Origin of the sequence: Burkholderia sp. Bmkn7, assembly GCF_041103175.1 — a bacterium.
GTDB lineage: Bacteria > Pseudomonadota > Gammaproteobacteria > Burkholderiales > Burkholderiaceae > Burkholderia > Burkholderia cepacia.
Window position 1 is genome coordinate 169496 of sequence record NZ_JBGCUH010000003.1, and the last position, 18902, is coordinate 188397.

At 66.2% G+C, this 18902-nt stretch carries 20 protein-coding genes; 9 read left to right on the top strand and 11 right to left on the bottom strand.

The annotated features are described in order from the left end of the window. Window positions 1–147: 147 nt before the first annotated feature. Window positions 148–1083, top strand: a complete 936-nt coding sequence (locus tag AB3K92_RS22190; protein ID WP_369465845.1) for a LysR family transcriptional regulator — start codon at window positions 148–150, stop codon at window positions 1081–1083. A 95-nt stretch (window positions 1084–1178) separates the two neighbouring features. Here the strand turns inward: AB3K92_RS22190 and AB3K92_RS22195 are convergent, their stop codons facing one another. Further along, window positions 1179–2819, bottom strand: a complete 1641-nt coding sequence (locus AB3K92_RS22195; protein WP_021157971.1) for an L-lactate permease — start codon at window positions 2817–2819, stop codon at window positions 1179–1181. Window positions 2820–3237: 418 nt separating this feature from the next. Here AB3K92_RS22195 and AB3K92_RS22200 point away from each other — a divergent pair, with 418 nt between their 5' ends. Further along, complete coding sequence (locus AB3K92_RS22200) at window positions 3238–3549, top strand: DUF4148 domain-containing protein (RefSeq protein WP_369465846.1); 312 nt, start codon at window positions 3238–3240, stop codon at window positions 3547–3549. Between the two features lie 102 nt (window positions 3550–3651). Here AB3K92_RS22200 and gshA read toward each other — a convergent pair whose 3' ends face one another. Next, window positions 3652–5265: a glutamate--cysteine ligase gene (gene gshA, locus AB3K92_RS22205; RefSeq protein WP_060072376.1), complete on the bottom strand. Its 1614-nt coding sequence runs from the start codon at window positions 5263–5265 to the stop codon at window positions 3652–3654. Window positions 5266–5279: 14 nt separating this feature from the next. Between gshA and AB3K92_RS22210 the strand changes: the two genes are divergently transcribed. After that, window positions 5280–5519 carry a hypothetical protein gene (locus tag AB3K92_RS22210; protein ID WP_155639778.1) on the top strand — a complete coding sequence of 80 codons (240 nt, stop codon included), beginning with the start codon at window positions 5280–5282 and terminating at the stop codon, window positions 5517–5519. Window positions 5520–5741: 222 nt separating this feature from the next. Here AB3K92_RS22210 and AB3K92_RS22215 read toward each other — a convergent pair whose 3' ends face one another. Further along, the gene (locus AB3K92_RS22215) at window positions 5742–6701 is read right to left on the bottom strand and encodes a DNA-3-methyladenine glycosylase (protein ID WP_175851917.1); all 960 of its coding nucleotides are present in this window, start codon (window positions 6699–6701) and stop codon (window positions 5742–5744) included. Then, on the bottom strand, window positions 6698–7789 hold the full coding sequence (gene ada / locus AB3K92_RS22220) for a bifunctional DNA-binding transcriptional regulator/O6-methylguanine-DNA methyltransferase Ada (protein ID WP_369465847.1): 1092 nt from the start codon (window positions 7787–7789) through the stop codon (window positions 6698–6700). Before ada ends, AB3K92_RS22215 begins: the two co-directional genes overlap by 4 nt. Window positions 7790–8220: 431 nt before the next feature. Between ada and AB3K92_RS22225 the strand changes: the two genes are divergently transcribed. Further along, entirely contained in the window at window positions 8221–8634 is a 414-nt protein-coding gene (locus AB3K92_RS22225; RefSeq protein WP_059487915.1) for a VOC family protein, read from the top strand. Between the two features lie 21 nt (window positions 8635–8655). Here the strand turns inward: AB3K92_RS22225 and AB3K92_RS22230 are convergent, their stop codons facing one another. The 3 genes from AB3K92_RS22230 to speG all read right to left on the bottom strand — a co-directional run bounded on the left by AB3K92_RS22230 (window position 8656) and on the right by speG (window position 10802). Further along, the gene (locus AB3K92_RS22230) at window positions 8656–9210 is read right to left on the bottom strand and encodes a YaeQ family protein (protein WP_021157976.1); all 555 of its coding nucleotides are present in this window, start codon (window positions 9208–9210) and stop codon (window positions 8656–8658) included. 199 nt (window positions 9211–9409) lie between these two features. Then, window positions 9410–9757 (bottom strand): surface attachment protein Sap1, encoded by a 348-nt coding sequence (gene sap1, locus AB3K92_RS22235; RefSeq protein WP_021157977.1) that lies wholly within the window; start codon window positions 9755–9757, stop codon window positions 9410–9412. Window positions 9758–10244: 487 nt separating this feature from the next. After that, window positions 10245–10802 carry a spermidine N1-acetyltransferase gene (speG, locus tag AB3K92_RS22240; protein ID WP_042973815.1) on the bottom strand — a complete coding sequence of 186 codons (558 nt, stop codon included), beginning with the start codon at window positions 10800–10802 and terminating at the stop codon, window positions 10245–10247. Window positions 10803–10940: 138 nt separating this feature from the next. Here speG and AB3K92_RS22245 point away from each other — a divergent pair, with 138 nt between their 5' ends. The 4 genes from AB3K92_RS22245 to AB3K92_RS22260 all read left to right on the top strand — a co-directional run bounded on the left by AB3K92_RS22245 (window position 10941) and on the right by AB3K92_RS22260 (window position 13249). After that, entirely contained in the window at window positions 10941–11111 is a 171-nt protein-coding gene (locus AB3K92_RS22245; protein ID WP_039364617.1) for a hypothetical protein, read from the top strand. 147 nt (window positions 11112–11258) lie between these two features. Beyond that, complete coding sequence (locus AB3K92_RS22250) at window positions 11259–11507, top strand: DUF2795 domain-containing protein (RefSeq protein WP_060072382.1); 249 nt, start codon at window positions 11259–11261, stop codon at window positions 11505–11507. Window positions 11508–11617: 110 nt separating this feature from the next. After that, window positions 11618–12976, top strand: a complete 1359-nt coding sequence (locus AB3K92_RS22255) for a diguanylate cyclase (protein ID WP_059675677.1) — start codon at window positions 11618–11620, stop codon at window positions 12974–12976. A gap of 150 nt (window positions 12977–13126) precedes the next feature. Next, window positions 13127–13249: a hypothetical protein gene (locus AB3K92_RS22260; protein WP_021157980.1), complete on the top strand. Its 123-nt coding sequence runs from the start codon at window positions 13127–13129 to the stop codon at window positions 13247–13249. A 43-nt stretch (window positions 13250–13292) separates the two neighbouring features. Here AB3K92_RS22260 and AB3K92_RS22265 read toward each other — a convergent pair whose 3' ends face one another. From AB3K92_RS22265 to mnmE, 3 genes are all read right to left on the bottom strand, one after another. Further along, window positions 13293–13988: a hypothetical protein gene (locus AB3K92_RS22265; protein ID WP_060217980.1), complete on the bottom strand. Its 696-nt coding sequence runs from the start codon at window positions 13986–13988 to the stop codon at window positions 13293–13295. A 99-nt stretch (window positions 13989–14087) separates the two neighbouring features. Next, a complete protein-coding gene (locus AB3K92_RS22270; RefSeq protein ID WP_369465848.1) occupies window positions 14088–14801 on the bottom strand; it encodes a hypothetical protein in 714 nt (237 codons plus the stop codon). Between the two features lie 171 nt (window positions 14802–14972). Further along, entirely contained in the window at window positions 14973–16367 is a 1395-nt protein-coding gene (mnmE, locus tag AB3K92_RS22275; protein ID WP_369465849.1) for a tRNA uridine-5-carboxymethylaminomethyl(34) synthesis GTPase MnmE, read from the bottom strand. Window positions 16368–16703: 336 nt separating this feature from the next. On the opposite strand from mnmE, the gene AB3K92_RS22280 reads away from it, so the two are divergent. Then, on the top strand, window positions 16704–17135 hold the full coding sequence (locus tag AB3K92_RS22280) for a helix-turn-helix domain-containing protein (protein ID WP_021157984.1): 432 nt from the start codon (window positions 16704–16706) through the stop codon (window positions 17133–17135). A 102-nt stretch (window positions 17136–17237) separates the two neighbouring features. On the opposite strand, the gene yidC is transcribed toward AB3K92_RS22280, so the two are convergent. Further along, complete coding sequence (yidC, locus tag AB3K92_RS22285) at window positions 17238–18902, bottom strand: membrane protein insertase YidC (protein ID WP_027788804.1); 1665 nt, start codon at window positions 18900–18902, stop codon at window positions 17238–17240.

Here is an 18902-nt window from a genome sequence, read left to right on the forward strand (position 1 = left end):
CCGGCATGTCCCGGCCGTGACCGGTTCCAGCAGGTTTCTTGCGCTCACCCCCAGCTTTTTTTCGAAGCGGCGCACGACGCGCCTTTCATGCGGCCGACACACGCATGCGCTACGCTGACGCGCGATGAAGAGGGGAGAAGCCGAGTCGTGTTCGATCAGCTGAAGGCGTTCCACGCGACCGTCCGGCAGGGCAGCATCACGCGCGCCGCGCGCCACCTGGGCGTGAGCCAGCCGACGATTGCCGCGCAGATCCGGCAGGTCGAGCAGCTGTACGGCGTCGAGCTGTTCTACCGCAGCGGCCGCAAGCTCGAGGTCACCGAGACGGGTATCGAGCTGCTGCCGCTCGTCGAGAAGATGATCGCGCTCGAGGCGCAGGCCGACATCATGCTGCGCAACGTCGGCGGCCTGTTCGAAGGGCACCTGCGGATCGGTGCGACGGGGCCGTACTACATCATGGACGCGGTCGGCCGCTTCTCGAACGCGCATCCGTCGATCGCGCTCACGTGCCGGATCGGCAACTCCGAGGAAATCCTGCAGGCGCTGCAGGAATTCCGCATCGATCTCGCGGTATCGTCGCAGCGCAACGACGCCGAAGGCCTCGAACGCAAGGTGATCTCGACCGACCCGCTCGTGCTCGTCGTGCATCGCACGCATCCGCTCGCGCGTTTCGACGCGATCGATCCGGCGCAGCTCGCCGACGTGCGGCTGCTGATTCGCGAGGAAGGGTCGGTGACGCGCCGCTGCACGGAGACGATCCTCGCGACGGCCGGCGTCGCGGCCGTATCGATGGCCGAGATCGGCAGCCGCGAAGCGATCCGCGAGGCGATCCTGCACGGCGTGGGCGGCAGCCTGTTTCCGCTCGGCGAGGCGGAGCGCCATCCCGACCTGCGCGTGATCGCGCTGCGCGGCGTCGACACGACGATCGACGAATACGTGTACTACCTGAAGGCGCGCCGCCAGAGCCCCGCGATCGACGCGTTTCTCGCGTGCATCCTGCCGGCCGACGGCAACACGGCTGCGGCGGCCTCGGCAGCCGGGGCGGATGAAGCAGGACGAACGGCGCGGCGGGCGAACGCGCGCTGAAGTGCCGCGCGTTCGCCGGTTCCGCACTTTGCCGGCGCTTTTCCCGCGCCTTCCCTCGTTTTTCCTCGTGCCTTCCTTCTGTCGTTGCGCTCACCTCATTTCGGCAGTGCCGGAATCATCCACGTCAGCACGTGCTGCTGCAGGAACACCAGCACGCCGAGCAGCAGCGTGAGGATCACGCTGTGCCAGAAGGTGCGCGCAAACACGACACCTTCCTGCCCTTTCAGGTCCGTCGTCGACACGCCCGTCGCGATGTTTTGCGGCGAGATCATCTTGCCCATCACGCCGCCCGACGAGTTGGTCGCGGCCATCAGCACCGGATCGAGGCCAAGCTGCCGCGCGGCCACGACCTGCAGGTTGCCGAACAGCGCGTTGCCCGACGTGTCGCTGCCGGACAGGAACACGGCGATCCAGCCGAGCGACGCGGACACCAGCGGGAACAGCGCCCCCGTCGACGCGACGCCGGTGCCGAGCGTATAGCTGATGCCCGAGTAGTTCAGCAGGTACGCGAGCCCGACGATCATCATCACCGTGACGATCGCGATCCACGTCTGCCGCCAGGTCTTGACCACGCATTCGAGGAACGCGCCGATACCGGTGCGCGTCAGCGCGGCCGTGATGATCGCCGAGAGCAGGATCGCGGTGCCCGTGCCGAGCGGCTGGAAGTCCCAGATCGCCGCATACGGCTTGTGGTACAGCGACACGAACACCGCGTTGTGCAGGCCCGGCCACTTGATCTTCACGTCGCCGATCGCCGCGACGTTCGCGTGCACCCACACGATCACGACCACCGACACGACGAGCCACGGCAGCCAGCCGCCGAAACCCGCGCGGGCGGCACCGGCCGTTGCAGGCACGCTGCGCGCGAGCGCGTATTGCGGATCGGGTTGCGGCTTCCACACCTGGAGGAAACCGATCGTGACGATCAGCGACGTGAGCGACGACAGCACGTCGGTGAGCTGGTAGCCGAGGAAGTTCGACGTGACGAACTGCGCGATCGCGAAACTGCCGCCGGACACGAGCAGCGCGGGCCACAGCTTCGAGATCGAGCGCAGCCCGCCGTACGCGCCGACCACGTAGAACGGCAACAGCAGCGCAAAAAACGGCAACTGGCGGCCGACCATCTGCGCGAGTGTCGCGGGCGGCAGCGACGTTACCGCGCCGAGCACGGTGATCGGCACGCCGAGCGCGCCGAACGCGACCGGCGCCGTGTTGAACAGCAGCGTATAGGTGAGCGCTTCGAGCGCGGGGAAGCCGAGCGCGATCAGGAGTGCGCTCGTGATCGCGACCGGCGTGCCGAATCCCGAGATTCCTTCGAGCAGGCAGCCGAACGAGAACGCGACGACGAGCAGCACGAGACGCCGATCGTCAGGCAGGTTGTCGAGCATCCACTGCCGGAACTGGTCGAAACGGCCCGACTTCACCGCGATGTTGTACAGCAGCAGCGCGTTGAAGACGATCCACATCACCGGCACGACCGCGAGCGCCATGCCCGCGCCGACCGCGTTGAACGCAAGCCCGGCCGGCATCCCCCACGCGCCGATCGCGACCGCGAGGCCGGCGACCAGGCCGGCGAGCGACGCCTGCCACGCGGGGCGGCGCAGCACGCCCAGCGCGATCAGCGCGACGGCGATCGGGATCGCGGCGACGAGGAAGGACAGCAGCAGCGAGTTGGCGACCGGCGTCAACGGCTGCGCGAAGACAATGCCGGGCGGCAGGGCGTCGGTGGGATTCATCGCGTCTCCAAAGTCGACCCGGGGCTGGCGCGGCGGCGCCCCGGATTCGGTGCAAAGCGGTCCTTCCGCAATCGCGACGACGCTCAGGCGCTTGTGCACGCAACGACGTCGCACGGCCAACCGATCGGTCGCTTAAAAGAGGTTAGGAGGCGCGGGGCGCTTCTACAAGGAGGACAAGCCCGATGCGTGCCGCCCCGGTACGGGCCCGCCGCCGCAGGCTGACAGGCAGCGGGCGGGCCGCTGTCGCGTTCGACAGGATGCCCGTCACGCGCGGCTCACCCGCGCAATGTTGCACATGCGGCAAAGGTGCCTGACGGCGGCCGGGATGTTTCGTTTGGCATCCGAAGCCTAGACTGGCTGCATCGATTCCGCCCGCGCCTGCCACGGCACGGCACCGGAACCTCACGGAGTGAATACGATGAAGACGATGAAACAAGCCGTATGCGCATGCGTGCTGATCGGCGCGGCCTTCGCCGCGCACGCGCAGGCCGCATCGACGCTGACGCGCGCCGAGGTCCGCCAGGAACTCGTGGAGCTGCAGGCCGCCGGCTACCGGACGAGCCTGGCAAGCAGTCCCGACTTTCCGGAAAAGATGCAGGAGATCATGCACCGTGCCGCGCAGGCACGCGGCGGGGACGCCGGCTACGGCCGCGACGGCGGCGCAAACGTGGAATCGGGCAAGCCGGCGCTGCCGCACGCGATCGATCGCGGCACATACGCACACCACTAACGGTGGATCGGCCCGGATCGGGGGCGCCACGGCGCACACCGACCGGCGACGGAGGACGCAGCGCGCACCGCGCCGACCGACGCGGTGCGCGTGCGCCAGGCATCACACGCTGAAGCGGTTCAGCGTATACGCGCGATAGGCCGCGACGAATGCGTCGAACGATCCGGCCTCCTTCGCTTCGAGCTCGGCCTGCTCGGCGAGCGACTTCGCGGCGAGCGCCTGCTCGGTGCGCAGCGTCTCCGCCGACGGCGGGTGCGCGCGGAAATGCGCGGCATGCGCTTCGCTTTGCGCCAGCGCGAACCCGAGGAACGACTGCCCGTGCTCGCGCATCGTGCGCAGCACGCGCGCGGACGGCGTGCGCTCCGGATCGGCGAGCTTCTCGCGCTGCGCGGCGATCGCGCGCGCATGTTCGTCGCCGCCGCGGATTTCGTCGAGACGGCGGCCGACGGTTTCGATATCGGCCATCAGCTCGTCCGCCCACGCCTGCAGCGTGATCGGTGCGCCGTCGCGCTGCAGCGTGAGCCCGGGCTTGCGCCCTTCCATCGTCACGCTGCCGAAGTTCGCGTTCGCCTCCTGGTACGCGGGGCAGTCGAGCACCGGGCTCTCGTCGAGCGCGCACGCGAGCAGGAAGGCGTCGATGAAGCGCGCGGTTTCCAGTGCGATGCCGGTCGGCTCGAACGGATCGATGTCGAGACAGCGCACCTCGATGTACTGCACACCGCGCGACGCGAGCGCATGCAACGGCCGCTCGCCCGAATACGTGACGCGCTTCGGCCGGATCGTCGAGTAGAACTCGTTTTCGATCTGCAGCACGTTCGTGTTGATCTGGATCCACTCGCCGTCGCGATGCGTGCCGATGGCTTCGTACGCCGGATACGGCTCGCTCACGGCCTTCGACAGCGCGTCGAGATAACCGGGCAGCGTGTTGTAGTCGACGTGCAGCGCGGCCTGAGCGGTCGTGTTCGAGTAGCCGAGATCGCTCATCCGCAGGCTCGTCGCATACGGCAGGTACAGCGTATCGGCGTCGAACGTGTCGAGCTTGTGCGGCTTGCCGCGCAGGAACTTCGTGTCGAGCGCGGGCGATGCGCCGAACAGGTACATCAGCAGCCAGCTGCGGCGGCGGAAGTTGCGGATCTGCGCGAGATAGCGCTCCGACTGGTAATCGACGAGCGTGGCCGTCGACCCTTCTTCCGCATGCAGGCGCCGCCACACTTCCTCGTGCAGCGAGTAGTTGTAGTGGATACCGGCGATGCACTGCATCGTGCGGCCGTAGCGATACGCGAGGCCGCGCCGGTACACCGTCTTCAGGCGGCCGATGTTCGACGTGCCGTAGTCGGCGATCGGGATCTGGTCGTCGGCCGGCAGCAGGCCCGGCATCGAGTCGTTCCACAGCATCTCGTCGCCGAGCGATGCATAGACGTAACGATGCAGATCGTCGAGGCGTTCGAGCGTGATCGCGGCGTCGCGTTCCGCGGGCGTGATCAGCTCGATCAGCGCTTCGGAATAGTCGGTCGTCAGCGCCGGATGCGTGAGCGCCGAACCGAGCGCGCGCGGATGCGGCGTGAACGCGATCATCCCGTCGCGCGTCACGCGCAGGCTTTCCTTTTCGATGCCGCGCAGGCCGTCGGGCAGATGCTGCCGCGTCGGGCCCGAGCTCAGTGCTTCGAGGCGATTCAGCAGCAGTTCGGACTGGCGGTGAGTCATGGTGTTCGACATGGAGACGCAAGTGCGTGACGGCCGCGCGCAGAACGCCGCGCGCGGCCGGCTGGATTGTTGGTCGCTTCGTTGGTAGCGGGCACTTTAACATCTCGCCGAAACCCGCGCTTGAGGTGGCGCCGGGCAGCGTGCACGGGCCGGAGCGGGCCGCCGGACGGGCCGGTCGCGGCGATCGCCGCATCTTCCACCGGTTCCGGGCGGCGGTGACGGGCACGCCGGTTGAGCGCATTCGTCCGACGGAACGTGACGCGTGAACGGGGGACGGCAGGTGCAACCGTGCCGCCGAATCGACCACGGAGAGAGGCGAATGTGTGCGTCGTGCGCCCGGCATCGGGCGGACGACGGATTCGAGAAATAGCCTTGATGGTCGAAGTCCGGCGATAGCCAACGAACACCGGCACGGCTTGCGCGACGGGTTGCATCGCGGCTTCGCCGGGTCGCACCCGGCCGCGCAACTCAGTGATCGGCAGTTGCCCTCACCCGCCGCGCGCGCCGCCCGCCCGGTCGGCCACTTCGTTCCATAAATGCAGCGCCGCGTACGCGCGCCACGGCCGCCAGCCTTCGGTGCGACGCTTCTGGGTCGCGAGCCGGTCGAGCGCCGGATCGCGCGCGGCGATCGATTGCATCAGCACGAGATCGGAGGCCGGCCACGCATCCGGATCGCGCCACGCGCGCATCGCGATGTATTCGACGGTCCACGGGCCGATGCCGGGCAGATCGAGCCACGCACCGCGCAGCGTCGCGAGATCGGCGTGCTCGCGATCGACCGGCACGTCGCCGGCTGCCACCGCGCGCGCCGTACCCGTCAGTGCCGCCACCCGCTTGCCGGGCATCCCGATCTTGTCGAGATCGCAGGCGGCCAGCGCCTCCGGTGTCGGAAAACGCCAAGCGGGCGCACCGTCGTCTTCATGAACCACGCGCTCGCCGGCCCGCTCGACGAGCCGGCCGACGATCGTCGTCGCGGCCTTCACGCTCACCTGCTGGCCGACGATCGCGCGCACGGCCAGCTCGAACCCCGACCACGCACCCGGCACGCGCAGCCCCGGTGCGGCCTCGACGAGCGGCGCGAACCACGGGTCGCGTGCCAGCCCGCTGCCGATGACGGCCGGATCGGCGCCGAGGTCGAACATCGTCGCGACGCGCGCGGCGAACGCCTCATCGACATGACGCGCGACCGCGCCTTCGACCGTCGCGACCAGGCAATGCTTGCGCGGATGTTTCGCGACCGTGAGCCGGCCGGCGTCGCCGTGCAGGTCGACGATGCGGCGATACACGCCGTCCGCCACCTGCTCGACGCCCGGAATCGCGCGCCCGCTGAAGAAGCGCAGGACGCGCGCCCAGTCGTAAGGCGCATTGAAGCGCAGTTCCATTTGCGCGGACGGCGGCACGCGGCCGCCGTTCACGATGGACGTAATCGTCGTTCTTGCGATGCTCAAGCTGCGCTGCCCTCCGCGACGGATTCGGTTTCATCGTCGTGCACGTGACGCGCCTCGGCGGCAAGCAGCGTCGCCTTGCGGCGCACGCCCCAACGATACCCGGACAGCGCGCCGCCCTTTTGTACGACGCGGTGGCACGGGATCGCGAGCGCGACCGGGTTCGACGCGCACGCGGACGCGACGGCGCGCACCGCGCGCGGCGCGCCCAGCGCCTCGGCGATCTCCGAGTAGCTGCGTGTTTCGCCGTACGGAATATGCGTCAGCGCTTCCCACACGCGCTGCTGAAAGGCGGTCGGCGCGATGTCGAGCGGCAGGTCGAACGCGTGCCGCGTGCCGTCCAGGTACGCGCGGATCTGCGCGACGAACGGCGCGAGCCGTGCCGACGCTTCGACCAGCTCGGCGCGCGCGAACGCGTCTTTCAGCTCGCCGACGAGCGCGGCCGGTTCGTCGCCGAACGCGATCCGGCAGATGCCCTGCCCGGTCGCCGCGACGAGCACCGTCCCGAGCGACGTCGAGGCGGTCGCAAAGTCGATCCGCAGGCCGGCGCCCTGGCGGCGGAACGCCGACGGTGCCATCCCGAGCTCGCGCGGCACCGACGCATAGAGTCGCGACGGCGAGTTGAAACCCGCGTCGACGGCCGCCTGCGTGACCGGCTGCCCGCTTTGCAACGCCTGCCGCAGCGCGGCGCCGCGCTGCGCGGCCTGGTACTGCCGTGGCGACACGCCGACCACGCGCTTGAAAAGCCGCTGCAGATGAAACGGGCTCACGTACACGGCATCGCTCAGTTGCTGCAGCGTGAGCCGCTCGGCATGCGCGTCGAGCACCGCGCACGCGCGGTTGACGATCTCGAGCTCGCGCGGCAGCCCTTCCGGCTGGCAGCGCTTGCAGGGCCGGAAGCCGGCCGCGCGCGCGGCGGCCGGATCGGCGAAGAAGGACACATTTTCGCGGCGCGGCAGCCGCGACGCACAGGTCGGACGGCAGAACACGCCGGTCGTGCGCACGGCGTAGAAGAACGCGCCGTCCGCATGCGGATCGCGCTCGGTCACGGCGCCCCAGCGGGCATCATCGGTCGGATAGGCGGTTTTCATCTGAACCTCGCACTCTCTAGTGTAGATGGTGCCTACTCTAGACATCGGCACGTGCCGTCGCGCCCTGAATCTTGCTCTGTGATTCGCCCCGGATAATCAGGGGCGCGTCACCCGGAAATAAGTCCGGCGCAACGCGCGCGCCGGCTGCTGCAGCGCGGTTTTCGTCATCGTCCCGTCACCATTTTGCTGCACTGCGGATGCGACAAATCGCCGTCCTGACGTTTTTTTGCATTCGGAATATTGCGTCGCACCATCACCGTGTGTATAGTTGGAACTGTCTCCTCCATGTCTCCTCCTGATATGGATTAAGCCCGTTCCGCTTTGCGTGAACGGGCTTTTTTTCGTCCGTCGATTGTGCCGCGTTCCGGCGGGCGGCGCAGGCGCGATGCGTCTACACTCGATGCTCGTCGACTGCGAAGGAGCGCCTGCCCATGAAACCCACCATCCGCGCGATCGATCACATCGTGCTGCGCGTGACCGACATGGCCACGATGACGCGCTTTTACTGCGACGCCGTCGGCTGCCATGTGGAAAAGGAACAGCCCGACCTGGGCCTCGTGCAGCTACGCGCCGGTGATGCACTGATCGACCTGCTGTCGGTCGGCGGCCCGATCGACCGCCCTGACAGCGGCCCGCCCGGCACGGGGCGCAATCTCGATCACCTGTGCCTGCGCGTCGAGCCGTTCGATCCCGACGCATTGACCGCCCATTTCGCCGCACACGGCGCACGGCCGGGCGCGCCGGCGGAACGCTACGGCGCCGGCGGCTACGGGCCGTCGATCTACCTGTTCGACCCGGAAGGCAACATGCTCGAATTCAAGGGGCCGCCGGCCGCGATCGGCTGAACGCGGCCGGCGCGCGGGCCGTCATGCGTCCGCGCGCGCCTTCAGCACCGTCCATTCGACCGCGACCGGATCGTGGTCGGCGCTCGAGATCCACGCGGTGCCGTCCTGCACCGTGCACTGCAGGCGCATCGAGCGCTCCGCGAGCCGCCCGAGCGCGGCCGCGACGCCGTCGGCCAGCGACAGCACCTGCACGTTGCGCAGCCGCTCGACCTTGCTGCGCACGCCCTGCCACCAGATATCCGACGTCTTGCCGCCGTACGCGATCACGGTGACCTGCCCGGCGCGGCCGGCCGCCTTCGAGATGCGCCGCTCGTCGGGCTGGCCGGCTTCGATCCAGACGTCGATCGCGCCCGTCAGGTCCTTCTGCCACAGATCGGGCTCGTCGACGTCCGACAGCCCCTTGCAGAATTCGAGCCGCTCGTGCGCGAACAGCGCGAACGCGACGATGCGCACCATCATCCGGTCGTCGGTTTCCGACGGATGGCGCGCCACCGTCAGCGCGTGATCGGCGTAGTAATGCCGATCCATGTCGGCGATTTGCAGTTCGGCTTTGTAGATCGTGGATTTCAGCGCCATGCGGATACGGCCCGGGCGGGCATTCGGTTCGGTCGGGCCGTGATGATACCGAATGCGCGCCGGCCGGCGCGTGTCATGCGCCACCCACAGCGCAACGGCCCGGCATGTGCCGGGCCGTGTTCGGTTCGCGCCGCCCGCTCATCGGGCCGGCGCGCTCGCGCGTCGTGCGACTGCGCGGTGGATGGGCGGTTACTGGCGGTTACTGCTTGACGAAGCGCGAATCGGTCCAGAGACCCTGCTGGTCGCTGTTGTCGGCGCTGACGAACTGCACGTCGCCCTGGTCGACCGACACGACGCGGAAACGCTGGCCTTCCGGTACCGACAGGCAGCGGTAGTCGTCGAAGTATTGCTGCTTCGCCTGCGACTTGCCGTCACGTTCGTGACTCAGTACGGAGTCCAGATTGTCTTTCGACAGGCAGCCCCATGCATTCTTCGTCAACTGGATTTCCTGCGCCGGCTTGACGGCCGAATCGCCGCCCGCCTGGGCAATCGACACCGCGCAAAATGCGCCGACGAGGGCAAAAAGGATACCGGTACGCTTCATCATGTTCTGTCTCCAGGCTTGCGGACACCAGGCTTGGGTTAGCTATGTGTTTAAAGGTGATCGTGAACCGCGTTTTTCACTTTAGAAGACCGGCAAGCGATAGCAAGCACATTTGTTGTGCGACCGCAATAGCGGCGGATTGTCGCACCCCGTGCGCAGCCTGTTTTTCGCGCGGCACGCGCGGCGGGCAACCCCCGTTGCGCGGCGGACAGGCCCGTCACGCCGGGCGGAAAGCGTTATCCGACAGGGCTTTCATCCAAGTTACATTGCAGCGATTGAACGGTTTGGATAATCCATTTTGTCATCCGGATCATTTTGATGCGCCGCACATAAAGTCATTCGAAACGAATCGACTTTACCGCAGCGCGGAATCGCAAATACCTGATACAAGAAAAATGCCAGGCATAAGCGAATCCGTATTTATCCGTAGTTCCCCGAATGTATTCGGCGCCCGCGAAAACCCTGCTGCAAGCGCCTTTCGCCAGCGCGTTTACCCTGCCTTGTTCGGACTGGATTGCTGGCGGTCGAAATAATCGCGTTGAAAGATGCACATGCGATAAGCGTTGTGATACGCGCCGTTTCCGAAAAATTCCTCCTTCAACTCGGCCTCGTGCTGGAATCCGCATTTTTCGTACACATGAATCGCCGCCGCATTCGACGTATCGACGATCAGGTACAGCTTGCGCATGTTCAGCACCTTGAACGCGTACTCGATCGCGAGGCGCGTCGCCTGGCCCGCGTAACCGCGCCCCTGGCATTGCGGCGCGATGATGATCTGGAATTCGCCGCGGCGATGGATGTAGTCGAGCTCGATCAGTTCGACGAGGCCGACCAGTTCGCCTTGCGCGTCGACCGCGACGAAACGGCGCTCGCGCTGGTCGTGCACGTGGCGGTCGTACAGTTGTGACAGTTCCGAGAAGGTTTCGTACGGCTCCTCGAACCAGTAGCGCATGATCTTTGCGTCGTTGTTCAGTTCGTGGACGAAGCGCAGGTCCTGGCGCTCCAGCGGCCGCAGCGCGAGCGTGTTGGTATCGTTCTGGAGTTGCATGTTCATGTCCTGTTTGATGCCGGCGCATGTGCGGCAAGGCCGCTTCCGGACCTGTTTCGCACTGTAAGAAGTTGAACGCGGGCGAAGTTCAGAGCCTAGAATGGGAGCAAGGGTTCCTGCCACCGCAAGGAGGCTATCGTGTTCGAGCAAGTGATACTCGGAATTTTCCTCGTGCTGCCGCTCGTGATCGTGGCGGCGCTGTTTTCCGACGAACTGTGGCAGGAACATCGGCGCCAGCATCCGCGCGACGAAAACGCACCGCACATCGACTGGAAGCATCCGTGGCGCCGCGTGCGACGCGGGCATTGAGTCGACTGGCGTTGATCCGCGGGGCGCGCCGGCCTGGCCGCCCTGGCGGGTGAACGCATGACGCACCGCGGTACGCACCCGATTACACGCCCGAATTCCGCTTCGATCCGATTCCCGCTCAACCCGCTCACTCCGCGAGACGCCGCCGTGAACGACCAGCCCGCCCAGCCTCCGCACGACATTCCCAACGAAACGATCGACCTGCAGATCGCCGACGTGCTGGCGGCCGTCCGCTACCCGGCCAACAAGGATACGATCGTCGATGCCGCGCGCGACGCGGGCGCCAGCAACGAAGTGCTGTCGATGCTCGACGGCCTGCCCGAACAGGACTACGCGGACGTCGACGCCGTCACGCACTGGGTTGCCGGCAACTTCGGTCCCGGCCTCGGGGTTTGAGCGCGCAACCATAACGCGATAGGATCAGGCCGCACCGGTCGCGCAGCGGCCGGCTTGCTGTCGCCCGGCGCAAGACCGGGCGTTTCCGCGTACGTGCCCCGGGGAACTCCATGGAAGGCATCCTGATCCAGCACACGACACGCCGTCAGCTCTGGTTCGGCGCACTGACGGCGCTCGTCATCGTGCTCGCGCTCGGGATCGCCGCGCCGCACGCGAACGTCGCGCTGCCGGCCGTCGAGCCGTTCATGCCGATGTGCGCGCTCACCGTGTTCACCACCGCGAGCATCGCGGCGTTCTTTCTCGGCGCGCAGTTCACCGTGACCCGCCAGCCGGTGCTCGGCGCGCTCGGCGGCGCCTATGCGTTCACCGCGCTCGCCGTCGCGCTGCAGCTGCTCACCTTTCCCGGCGTATTCGCGCCGCACGGGCTGTTCGGTGCGCAGCCGCAAAGCGCCGCGTGGATGTGGATCTTCTGGCATGCCGGCTTCCCGAGTTTCGTGATGGTCGCGCTGCTCGCGCGCGCGCGGCTGGCGCGCGCACCGGTCGGCGTGCGGCAGACACGGTGGTGGACGCTCGCACTGGTCGGCGGGCCGGCTGTCGTCGCGGGATTGCTGAGCCTGTTCGCGCTGAACGTGTCGCTGCCGCCCGCGTTTCATCCGCCGGGCGACGCGTCCGTGCTGCCCGTCAACGCCGTCGCGCTGGTCGTGTGGCTGCTCAATGCGCTGGCGCTCGTTGCCGTGCTGGCCACCGGCCGGCTGCGCACGACCCTCGACCTGTGGCTCGCGATCGCGGTGCTCGCGTGCGTCACCGACACGACGCTGAACCTGATGAGCACCAATCGCTTCACGGTCGGCTGGTATCTCGCGCGCGTGTTCAGCATGTTCACGCCGGGCGTGCTCGTATGCGTGCTCGCATGGGAAGTGACGATGCTCTACCAGCGGCTGTTCGAGGCACACGCGACGCTGATCCGTTCGTCCGCGCGCGACGGCCTGACGGGCGCGTTCAACCGCATGCACTTCAACGATCACTTCCACACGCTGTTCCTGCAGTCGCGACGGCAAGGCGAACCGCTGTCGCTGCTGATGGTCGACGTCGACCACTTCAAGGCGTACAACGACGCGTTCGGTCACGTGAAGGGCGACGCGTGCCTGATTGCCGTCGCGAATGCGTTGGCCGGCGCGGTGAGGCGGCCCGCGGACATGGTCGCGCGTTACGGCGGCGAGGAGTTCGCGATCGTGCTGCCGAACACGGGCGCGCGCGGCGCGCGGGTCGTCGCCGAGGAAGCGCGCGAGGCGGTATTGCGGCTCGATCTCGCGATGCCGACATCACCCGCCGGACGCGTGAGCGTGAGCGTCGGCTGCGCGACCGTGGCGGCCGACGATCTCTCCACACCCGACGCGTTGATCGAAGCCGCCGATGCCGCGCTGTATCGTGCGAAGGATACGGGGCGAAACCGGGTCGTCACTGCCTGAAAACGTCTGCTGTTTGGGGATTTGTTACGGTCATTGTGACCGGAATAATCCGCCGTTACGGATTGCGGAGCAGGGAAACGATCGCTTACAGCCGGTGTTGCGGGCGCTCGCTATGCTGGGTTTCATATTGAACCCGAGCAGGTGAACCCGATGAAGAAGACCCTTTTGCTGATTGCCGGCGTCGCCGTGCTGTTGAGCGGCTGTATCGTGGTGCCTGACGGTGGTGGGTATTACGGTGGTGGCGGGTATTACCATCACCGGCATTGGGATTGACGTGGATGACGGTCCGGCTGCTTCGATCCGGGCCTTCGCGCCATCAAGCCGGCGCAGTCAGCTCGGCATGCATCAGAAATACCTGTAGCGCAGCGAGCGTTTCGTAGTGAAGACGCTCGAGGCGCGCATCCTTCTCCGCGTCTTCGATCAGATTGCGTTCGGCATCGAACTGATAAGGCTCCCCCAGCAGTTCGGCCATGTCGATCTGGAAGTACGTGCACTCCCCATAGGGCCGCTTGCCGTCGATGTAGGACAGCGGCCAGAAGTCATCGCGCTTCAGCACCGCATCGATCGAGTAATCGTCGAGCGTTCTCCAGACGGTCCCTTGCAGTATCGCGAGATGCTCTGCGCGAAATTCGAAACGCCCCGATGCGTCAACGCCGCTTTCCGGAAAATCGAACGCCTCGCGCAGTTCCGCCGGGATCACGTATTGCCCCGGTGACAACGTGCCCGCGACCGTGACGAATTCGGGCACGACGTGGCCGAGTTCTGCCAGCGTGCGAATGGCCAGCACGTCGTCGCCCGTTTCGAGGATCGCCTTGGCGAGATCGATCGTCGTGCCGGTTCCCGTCAGTGGCGGCTCGGGAACAATGCCCGGCGCACCGGATTCGATCGGAAGCCACATGACCTGAAGCCGCCTCATCAGCGCGACATGACGCGGCGTCAGGTCGGGAGATGGCGCATCGTCGGCAAAGACGGCGCGAAGAATGGCGCGACGTTCGATCGAATGGCCAGGCATCGGAGCACTCGGTGTGACGCGCGGCAAACACCAGCAGCGTGGCGGGATTCAACTTCGGCAGAGGTTTGCGACTGGCGTCGCCGTATCCGAAACGCGAACTCAGGTCGTGCCCGTAGCCGTCATCGACGGCGGATACGCGGAAGGCGACAGGTTTCGAATGACCATGCGGTCGAGTTCGGCTTGCGCCTGCGCAATTTTCTCGTCGGCCGCGACGATTTTCCGCCGATGGCGATAACGCGCTACGAGTACCGAACCGATTATCACGAGACCGAAGACGACGTTCCCGACGGCCGGCGTATGGTCGGCAAGCTCGCCGGCCAGGGTACCCAGGATCGCACCGCCTATCACGCCGAATATGGCCGCGAATATGCCATCGACGATCCAGCTCTTCGAAGGGTATTTGAGCCGCGCAACGTTGATTGCGACAACGGCATCGACCATGCCGTCCACCTTGCCCTGTACGGCATCGAGTTGTGCCTCGATGTCATCCGTCAGGTTTCGGGCGCGCGCCTTGTCCGGTTCGGCGAGCACCCCGGCATTGGCGTAGGTCAGCAGGATGCCGTCCAGCTCTTTCCACGCGGCTTCCAGATCGGACGACACCCGGCCTTCGTCCCGCAGATGGCGCCAGCCGGTATCCACATCGTTGAGGTCGACGTATGTGCCGTGCGATGCACAGCATTCAAATACCGCAAATGCCCGACGCAGCTCGAGCTCCGTGGTGAAGTTGTCGTTCGTTCGCGACCGTTGGCTTTTCGCCATGTCGGTCGTCGAGTTGCCGGTTGATTCGCCGCGTTTTCCGAATCCGAATCCCATGCGTGCCCTCTCTTTGTTTTTTGGACCGGGGGTCGTTGTGTCGAAATGTCCCGGCCGGCCGATTTTACGGCAGGCCGCGTGACGTGCACGGGGGATCGATCGTGATCGGGGTGGCCGATCAACAGCGAATGACGAGCCGTAAAGCGCTTTCGAACGTCGAATCCGCGGGCATCACTTCCCGATACAAAACCTGCTGAAAATCACCCCCAGCAGATCATCCGAAGTGAACTCCCCGGTAATCGAATTGAGTTGCTCCTGCGCGAGCCGCAGTTCCTCGGCAAACAGATCGAGCGACTGAGCGCGTTGCTCCGCATGATCCGCCGCCTGCGCGAGATGCTCCTGCGCGGCCCGCAGCGCGATCAGATGCCGCTCCCGCGCGAGATACACGCCCTCCGCCCCGGCCTGCCACCCGGCGATCCGCAGCAGCTCCGCGCGTAGCATGTCGATCCCGTCGCCGCGCTTCGCCGACAGATGCACCTCGGTCAGGTCGCCTTCCGCCGCCGGATGCTCGACACACGCCGCCACGCCGGTCAGGTCCGTCTTGTTCAGCACGCGTACCACCGGCACGCCGCCCGGAAACCGCGCGGCAATCGTCTCGTCATCCGCCGTCATCCCGGTGCGCGAATCCAGCAGGTGCAGCACGACGTCCGCCCGCTCGATCTCGCTCCACGTGCGCGCAATGCCGATCCGCTCGACCTCGTCCTCCGTCTCGCGCAACCCGGCCGTATCGATGATGTGCAGCGGAATCCCTTCGACCTGGATCGTCTGCGCGACCTTGTCGCGCGTCGTGCCCGCGATCGGCGTGACGATCGCCAGCTCCGCGCCGGCCAGCGCGTTCAGCAGCGACGACTTGCCGACGTTCGGCTGCCCCGCGAGCACGACCGACAATCCTTCGCGCAACAACGCGCCTTGCCGCGCATCACCCAGCACGTGCGCGAGCTGCGCGCGAATCTTCGCGAGCTTGCCGCGCGCGTCGGCCGCCTCCAGGAAATCGATCTCCTCTTCCGGAAAATCGAGCGTCGCCTCGACCAGCATCCGCAGCGTGATCACGTCGTCGACGAGCGCGTGGATCTGCCGCGAGAACGCGCCGTCGAGCGAGCGCCCGGCCGAACGCGCGGCCGCCTCGGTGCTCGCCTCGATCAAGTCGGCGACGGCCTCGGCCTGCGCGAGATCGAGCTTGTCGTTCAGAAACGCGCGTCGCGTGAATTCGCCGGGCTCCGCGAGCCGCAACCCGAAACCGCGCCCCGCATCCAGGCAGCGCTGCAGCAGCAGCTGCATCACGATCGGCCCGCCGTGCCCCTGCAGCTCGAGCACGTGCTCGCCGGTGTACGAATGCGGCGCCGGGAAGTACAGCGCGATCCCGCGGTCGAGCGGCGCGCCGTGCTCGTCGAGGAACGGCACGTAACTCGCATGGCGCAGCGCGAGCTTCTGCCCGCACAACGCGTCGATCAGCGGCAACGCGGCCGCCTCGCCGGCGCGCCCGAACGATACACGGACGACCCCGATGCCACCCCGGCCGGCAGCAGTGGCAATGGCGACGATCGGATCGGAATCGGTAGCGAGCATGGGAATCGGTTGAATCGGGTGATCTGTGAATATGGTGCGCCCGCGCAACAGTTCGGGCATCGGAACGCCGGCATTGTAGCGTGCCGGCTCACACGCCATCGGTCGCCACGCTGGATTCGGACGCGCCCGAATTTATCCCGCCGGGGATAAGCCAAGTATCAGTCCGGCGCCATGTCACAACGACGGTTTCGGACGAGTATGCCTGCTGGAGCGGCCCAACACTGTGGCCCTCAATTTTTCCTCCCACTCCGATCGAGATCGGGATTCGTCTGAACGAGATATGTTTAGCCCGAATGGTTGTCTGAAACGTGGTGGTGGAATTGCACAATCTCCCCCATGCCGACATCCGAAGAAAAAGCCGCGTTCTCGGAACGCCTGAAATTCGCCCTGCGGCGCAGCCCGGAGAAGATCACCGGTGCGACCGAACTGGCGAACCGATTCAATCTGCGCCACCGCGGAGCGCAACCCGTTTCGCCGCAAACCGCGCATAAGTGGCTGACGGGTCGCACGATTCCAACGTCGGACAAACTCGCCACGCTCGCCGAATGGCTGCGCGTCGAACTCCACTGGTTGCATTACGGCCCGTCGCCGAGCGTGATCGAACATCCGACGCCGCAACCGCTGCCGCGCGACGAGCGCTATCCGCCGACGCCCGAGACGATCGAACTCGCGTCGAAGATCGAAGCGCTGTCGCCGCATCATCGCTACCTCGTGCAGGAACTGGTCGAGCAGTTCTACGGCGACTCGGGCGAATCGAAGAAAGGCTGAACCCGCACCGGCACCGCAAAAGCAAAAAGCCGCATGGCGCGAACCATGCGGCTTTTTTTGCGTGCATCGCGGGCGGCTCGCCGCCCGCGTATGCAACGGGCGTCAGGCCGGCTTCTTCTTGGCCCCGCCGAGCTTGCGCGTGATGTAGTACTGCTGCGCGATCGACAGCACGTTGTTCACGACGTAGTACAGCACGAGGCCGGCCGGGAAGAAGAAGAACATCACCGAGAACGCGATCGGCATGAACTTCATCATCTTCGCCTGGACCGGGTCCGGCGGGGTCGGGTTCAGGCTCGTCTGCACGTACATCGACACGGCCATCAGCACCGGCAGGATGAAGAACGGATCGCGCTGCGACAGGTCGTGAATCCACAGAACCCACGGCGCGCCGCGCATTTCGACCGAGGCGAGCAGCACCCAGTACAGCGAGATGAACACCGGGATCTGGATCACGACCGGCAGACAGCCGCCGAACGGATTGACCTTCTCGGTCTTGTACAGCTCCATCAGCGCGGCGTTCATCTTCTGCGGATCGCTCTTGAAGCGTTCGCGCAGCGCCTGCATGCGCGGCGTGATTTCCTTCATGCGCGCCATCGACTTGTAGCTCGCAGCCGACAGCGGGAAGAACACCGCCTTGATCAGGATCGTGAGCAGCACGATCGACCAGCCCCAGTTGCCGATGTAGCCGTGGATCTTCTCGAGCAGCCAGAACAGCGGCTTCGCGATGATCGTCACCCAGCCGTAGTCCTTCACGAGTTCCAGGCCCGGCGCGATGCCTTCGAGCATGCGCTCTTCTTCCGGACCGGCGAACAGGCGTGCCTGCACGTCGGCCGACTGGCCCGGCGCGATCGCGGCGACCGGCTGCTTCACGCCGACGCGGTACAGCGTCGGATCGATCTTTTCAGCGTAGATGTCGCGCTTCACGCCCTGCTGCGGAATCCAGGCCGACGCGAAGTAGTGCTGCACCATCGCGACCCAGCCGTTGTCGGCGGAGGTCACGTAGTCGGCCTTGTTCTTGTCGAGGTCGCTGAAGTTGATCTTCTGGAAGTGCTTCGCGTCCGTGTAGACCGCCGGCCCGAGGAACGTATGCGAGAACATCGGCGTTTCGACGGCCGTGTTGTCGCGCACCAGTTCCATGTAGACCGTCGGCGTGACAGGTGCCGTGCCGACGTTGTCGATCTTGGTGTCGACGCCGATCACGTAGCTGCCGCGCGTGAACGTGTAGGTCTTCACGACCTTCACGCCGCCCTTCACGGGCGATTCGAACGACAGCTTCAGCGCGTTCTGGTCGCCCGTCAGCGACGTCGAGCCGGGGTTCAGCTGCGTGTAGACGTCGTTGTGGTTCGGGAAATCGCCGCCGAGCAGGCCCGAACGTGCGAGATACGTATGGCCGGCCGTGTGGTCGAACAGCGTGATGTACAGGTCGGGCTGCTTGCCGTCGCCCTGCTTCTTCAGCGTCAGCTTGGCGAGCGTGCCGCCGCGCGTGTCGATTTCGCCGTCATAGACGTCGGTCGAGAACTTCACGAGCTGCGCCTGCGCGGCCGGAGCAGTGGTCGACGGGGCGGCGCCTGCTGCTGCGGCAGGCACTTCACCTGCGGTCGTCGTCGCGCCCGTGCCCGATGCACCGCCGGCAGCGGCCGCGGGGGCCGTCTGCGTGGCGCTCGGGAAGAACATCGACGGGCGTCCATGGGACCGCTGCCAGTTGTCGTACAGCATGACAGCTGACATGAAGAAGATCACCCATAGGACGGTGCGTTTGATATCCAT

What these genes read in the sequence shown, in the direction of transcription:
- AB3K92_RS22260 (WP_021157980.1), top strand. Translation starts at nt 13,127, where the DNA reads ATGAAGAAGACCCTTTTGCTGATTGCCGGCGTCGCCGTGCTGTTGAGC.
- sap1 (WP_021157977.1), bottom strand. Translation starts at nt 9,757, where the DNA reads ATGATGAAGCGTACCGGTATCCTTTTTGCCCTCGTCGGCGCATTTTGC.
- mnmE (WP_369465849.1), bottom strand. Translation starts at nt 16,367, where the DNA reads ATGCTCGCTACCGATTCCGATCCGATCGTCGCCATTGCCACTGCTGCC.
- ada (WP_369465847.1), bottom strand. Translation starts at nt 7,789, where the DNA reads ATGAAAACCGCCTATCCGACCGATGATGCCCGCTGGGGCGCCGTGACC.
- AB3K92_RS22265 (WP_060217980.1), bottom strand. Translation starts at nt 13,988, where the DNA reads ATGCCTGGCCATTCGATCGAACGTCGCGCCATTCTTCGCGCCGTCTTT.
- speG (WP_042973815.1), bottom strand. Translation starts at nt 10,802, where the DNA reads ATGCAACTCCAGAACGATACCAACACGCTCGCGCTGCGGCCGCTGGAG.
- yidC (WP_027788804.1), bottom strand. Translation starts at nt 18,902, where the DNA reads ATGGATATCAAACGCACCGTCCTATGGGTGATCTTCTTCATGTCAGCT.
- gshA (WP_060072376.1), bottom strand. Translation starts at nt 5,265, where the DNA reads ATGTCGAACACCATGACTCACCGCCAGTCCGAACTGCTGCTGAATCGC.
- AB3K92_RS22230 (WP_021157976.1), bottom strand. Translation starts at nt 9,210, where the DNA reads ATGGCGCTGAAATCCACGATCTACAAAGCCGAACTGCAAATCGCCGAC.
- AB3K92_RS22280 (WP_021157984.1), top strand. Translation starts at nt 16,704, where the DNA reads ATGCCGACATCCGAAGAAAAAGCCGCGTTCTCGGAACGCCTGAAATTC.
- AB3K92_RS22200 (WP_369465846.1), top strand. Translation starts at nt 3,238, where the DNA reads ATGAAGACGATGAAACAAGCCGTATGCGCATGCGTGCTGATCGGCGCG.
- AB3K92_RS22270 (WP_369465848.1), bottom strand. Translation starts at nt 14,801, where the DNA reads ATGGGATTCGGATTCGGAAAACGCGGCGAATCAACCGGCAACTCGACG.
- AB3K92_RS22255 (WP_059675677.1), top strand. Translation starts at nt 11,618, where the DNA reads ATGGAAGGCATCCTGATCCAGCACACGACACGCCGTCAGCTCTGGTTC.
- AB3K92_RS22225 (WP_059487915.1), top strand. Translation starts at nt 8,221, where the DNA reads ATGAAACCCACCATCCGCGCGATCGATCACATCGTGCTGCGCGTGACC.
- AB3K92_RS22195 (WP_021157971.1), bottom strand. Translation starts at nt 2,819, where the DNA reads ATGAATCCCACCGACGCCCTGCCGCCCGGCATTGTCTTCGCGCAGCCG.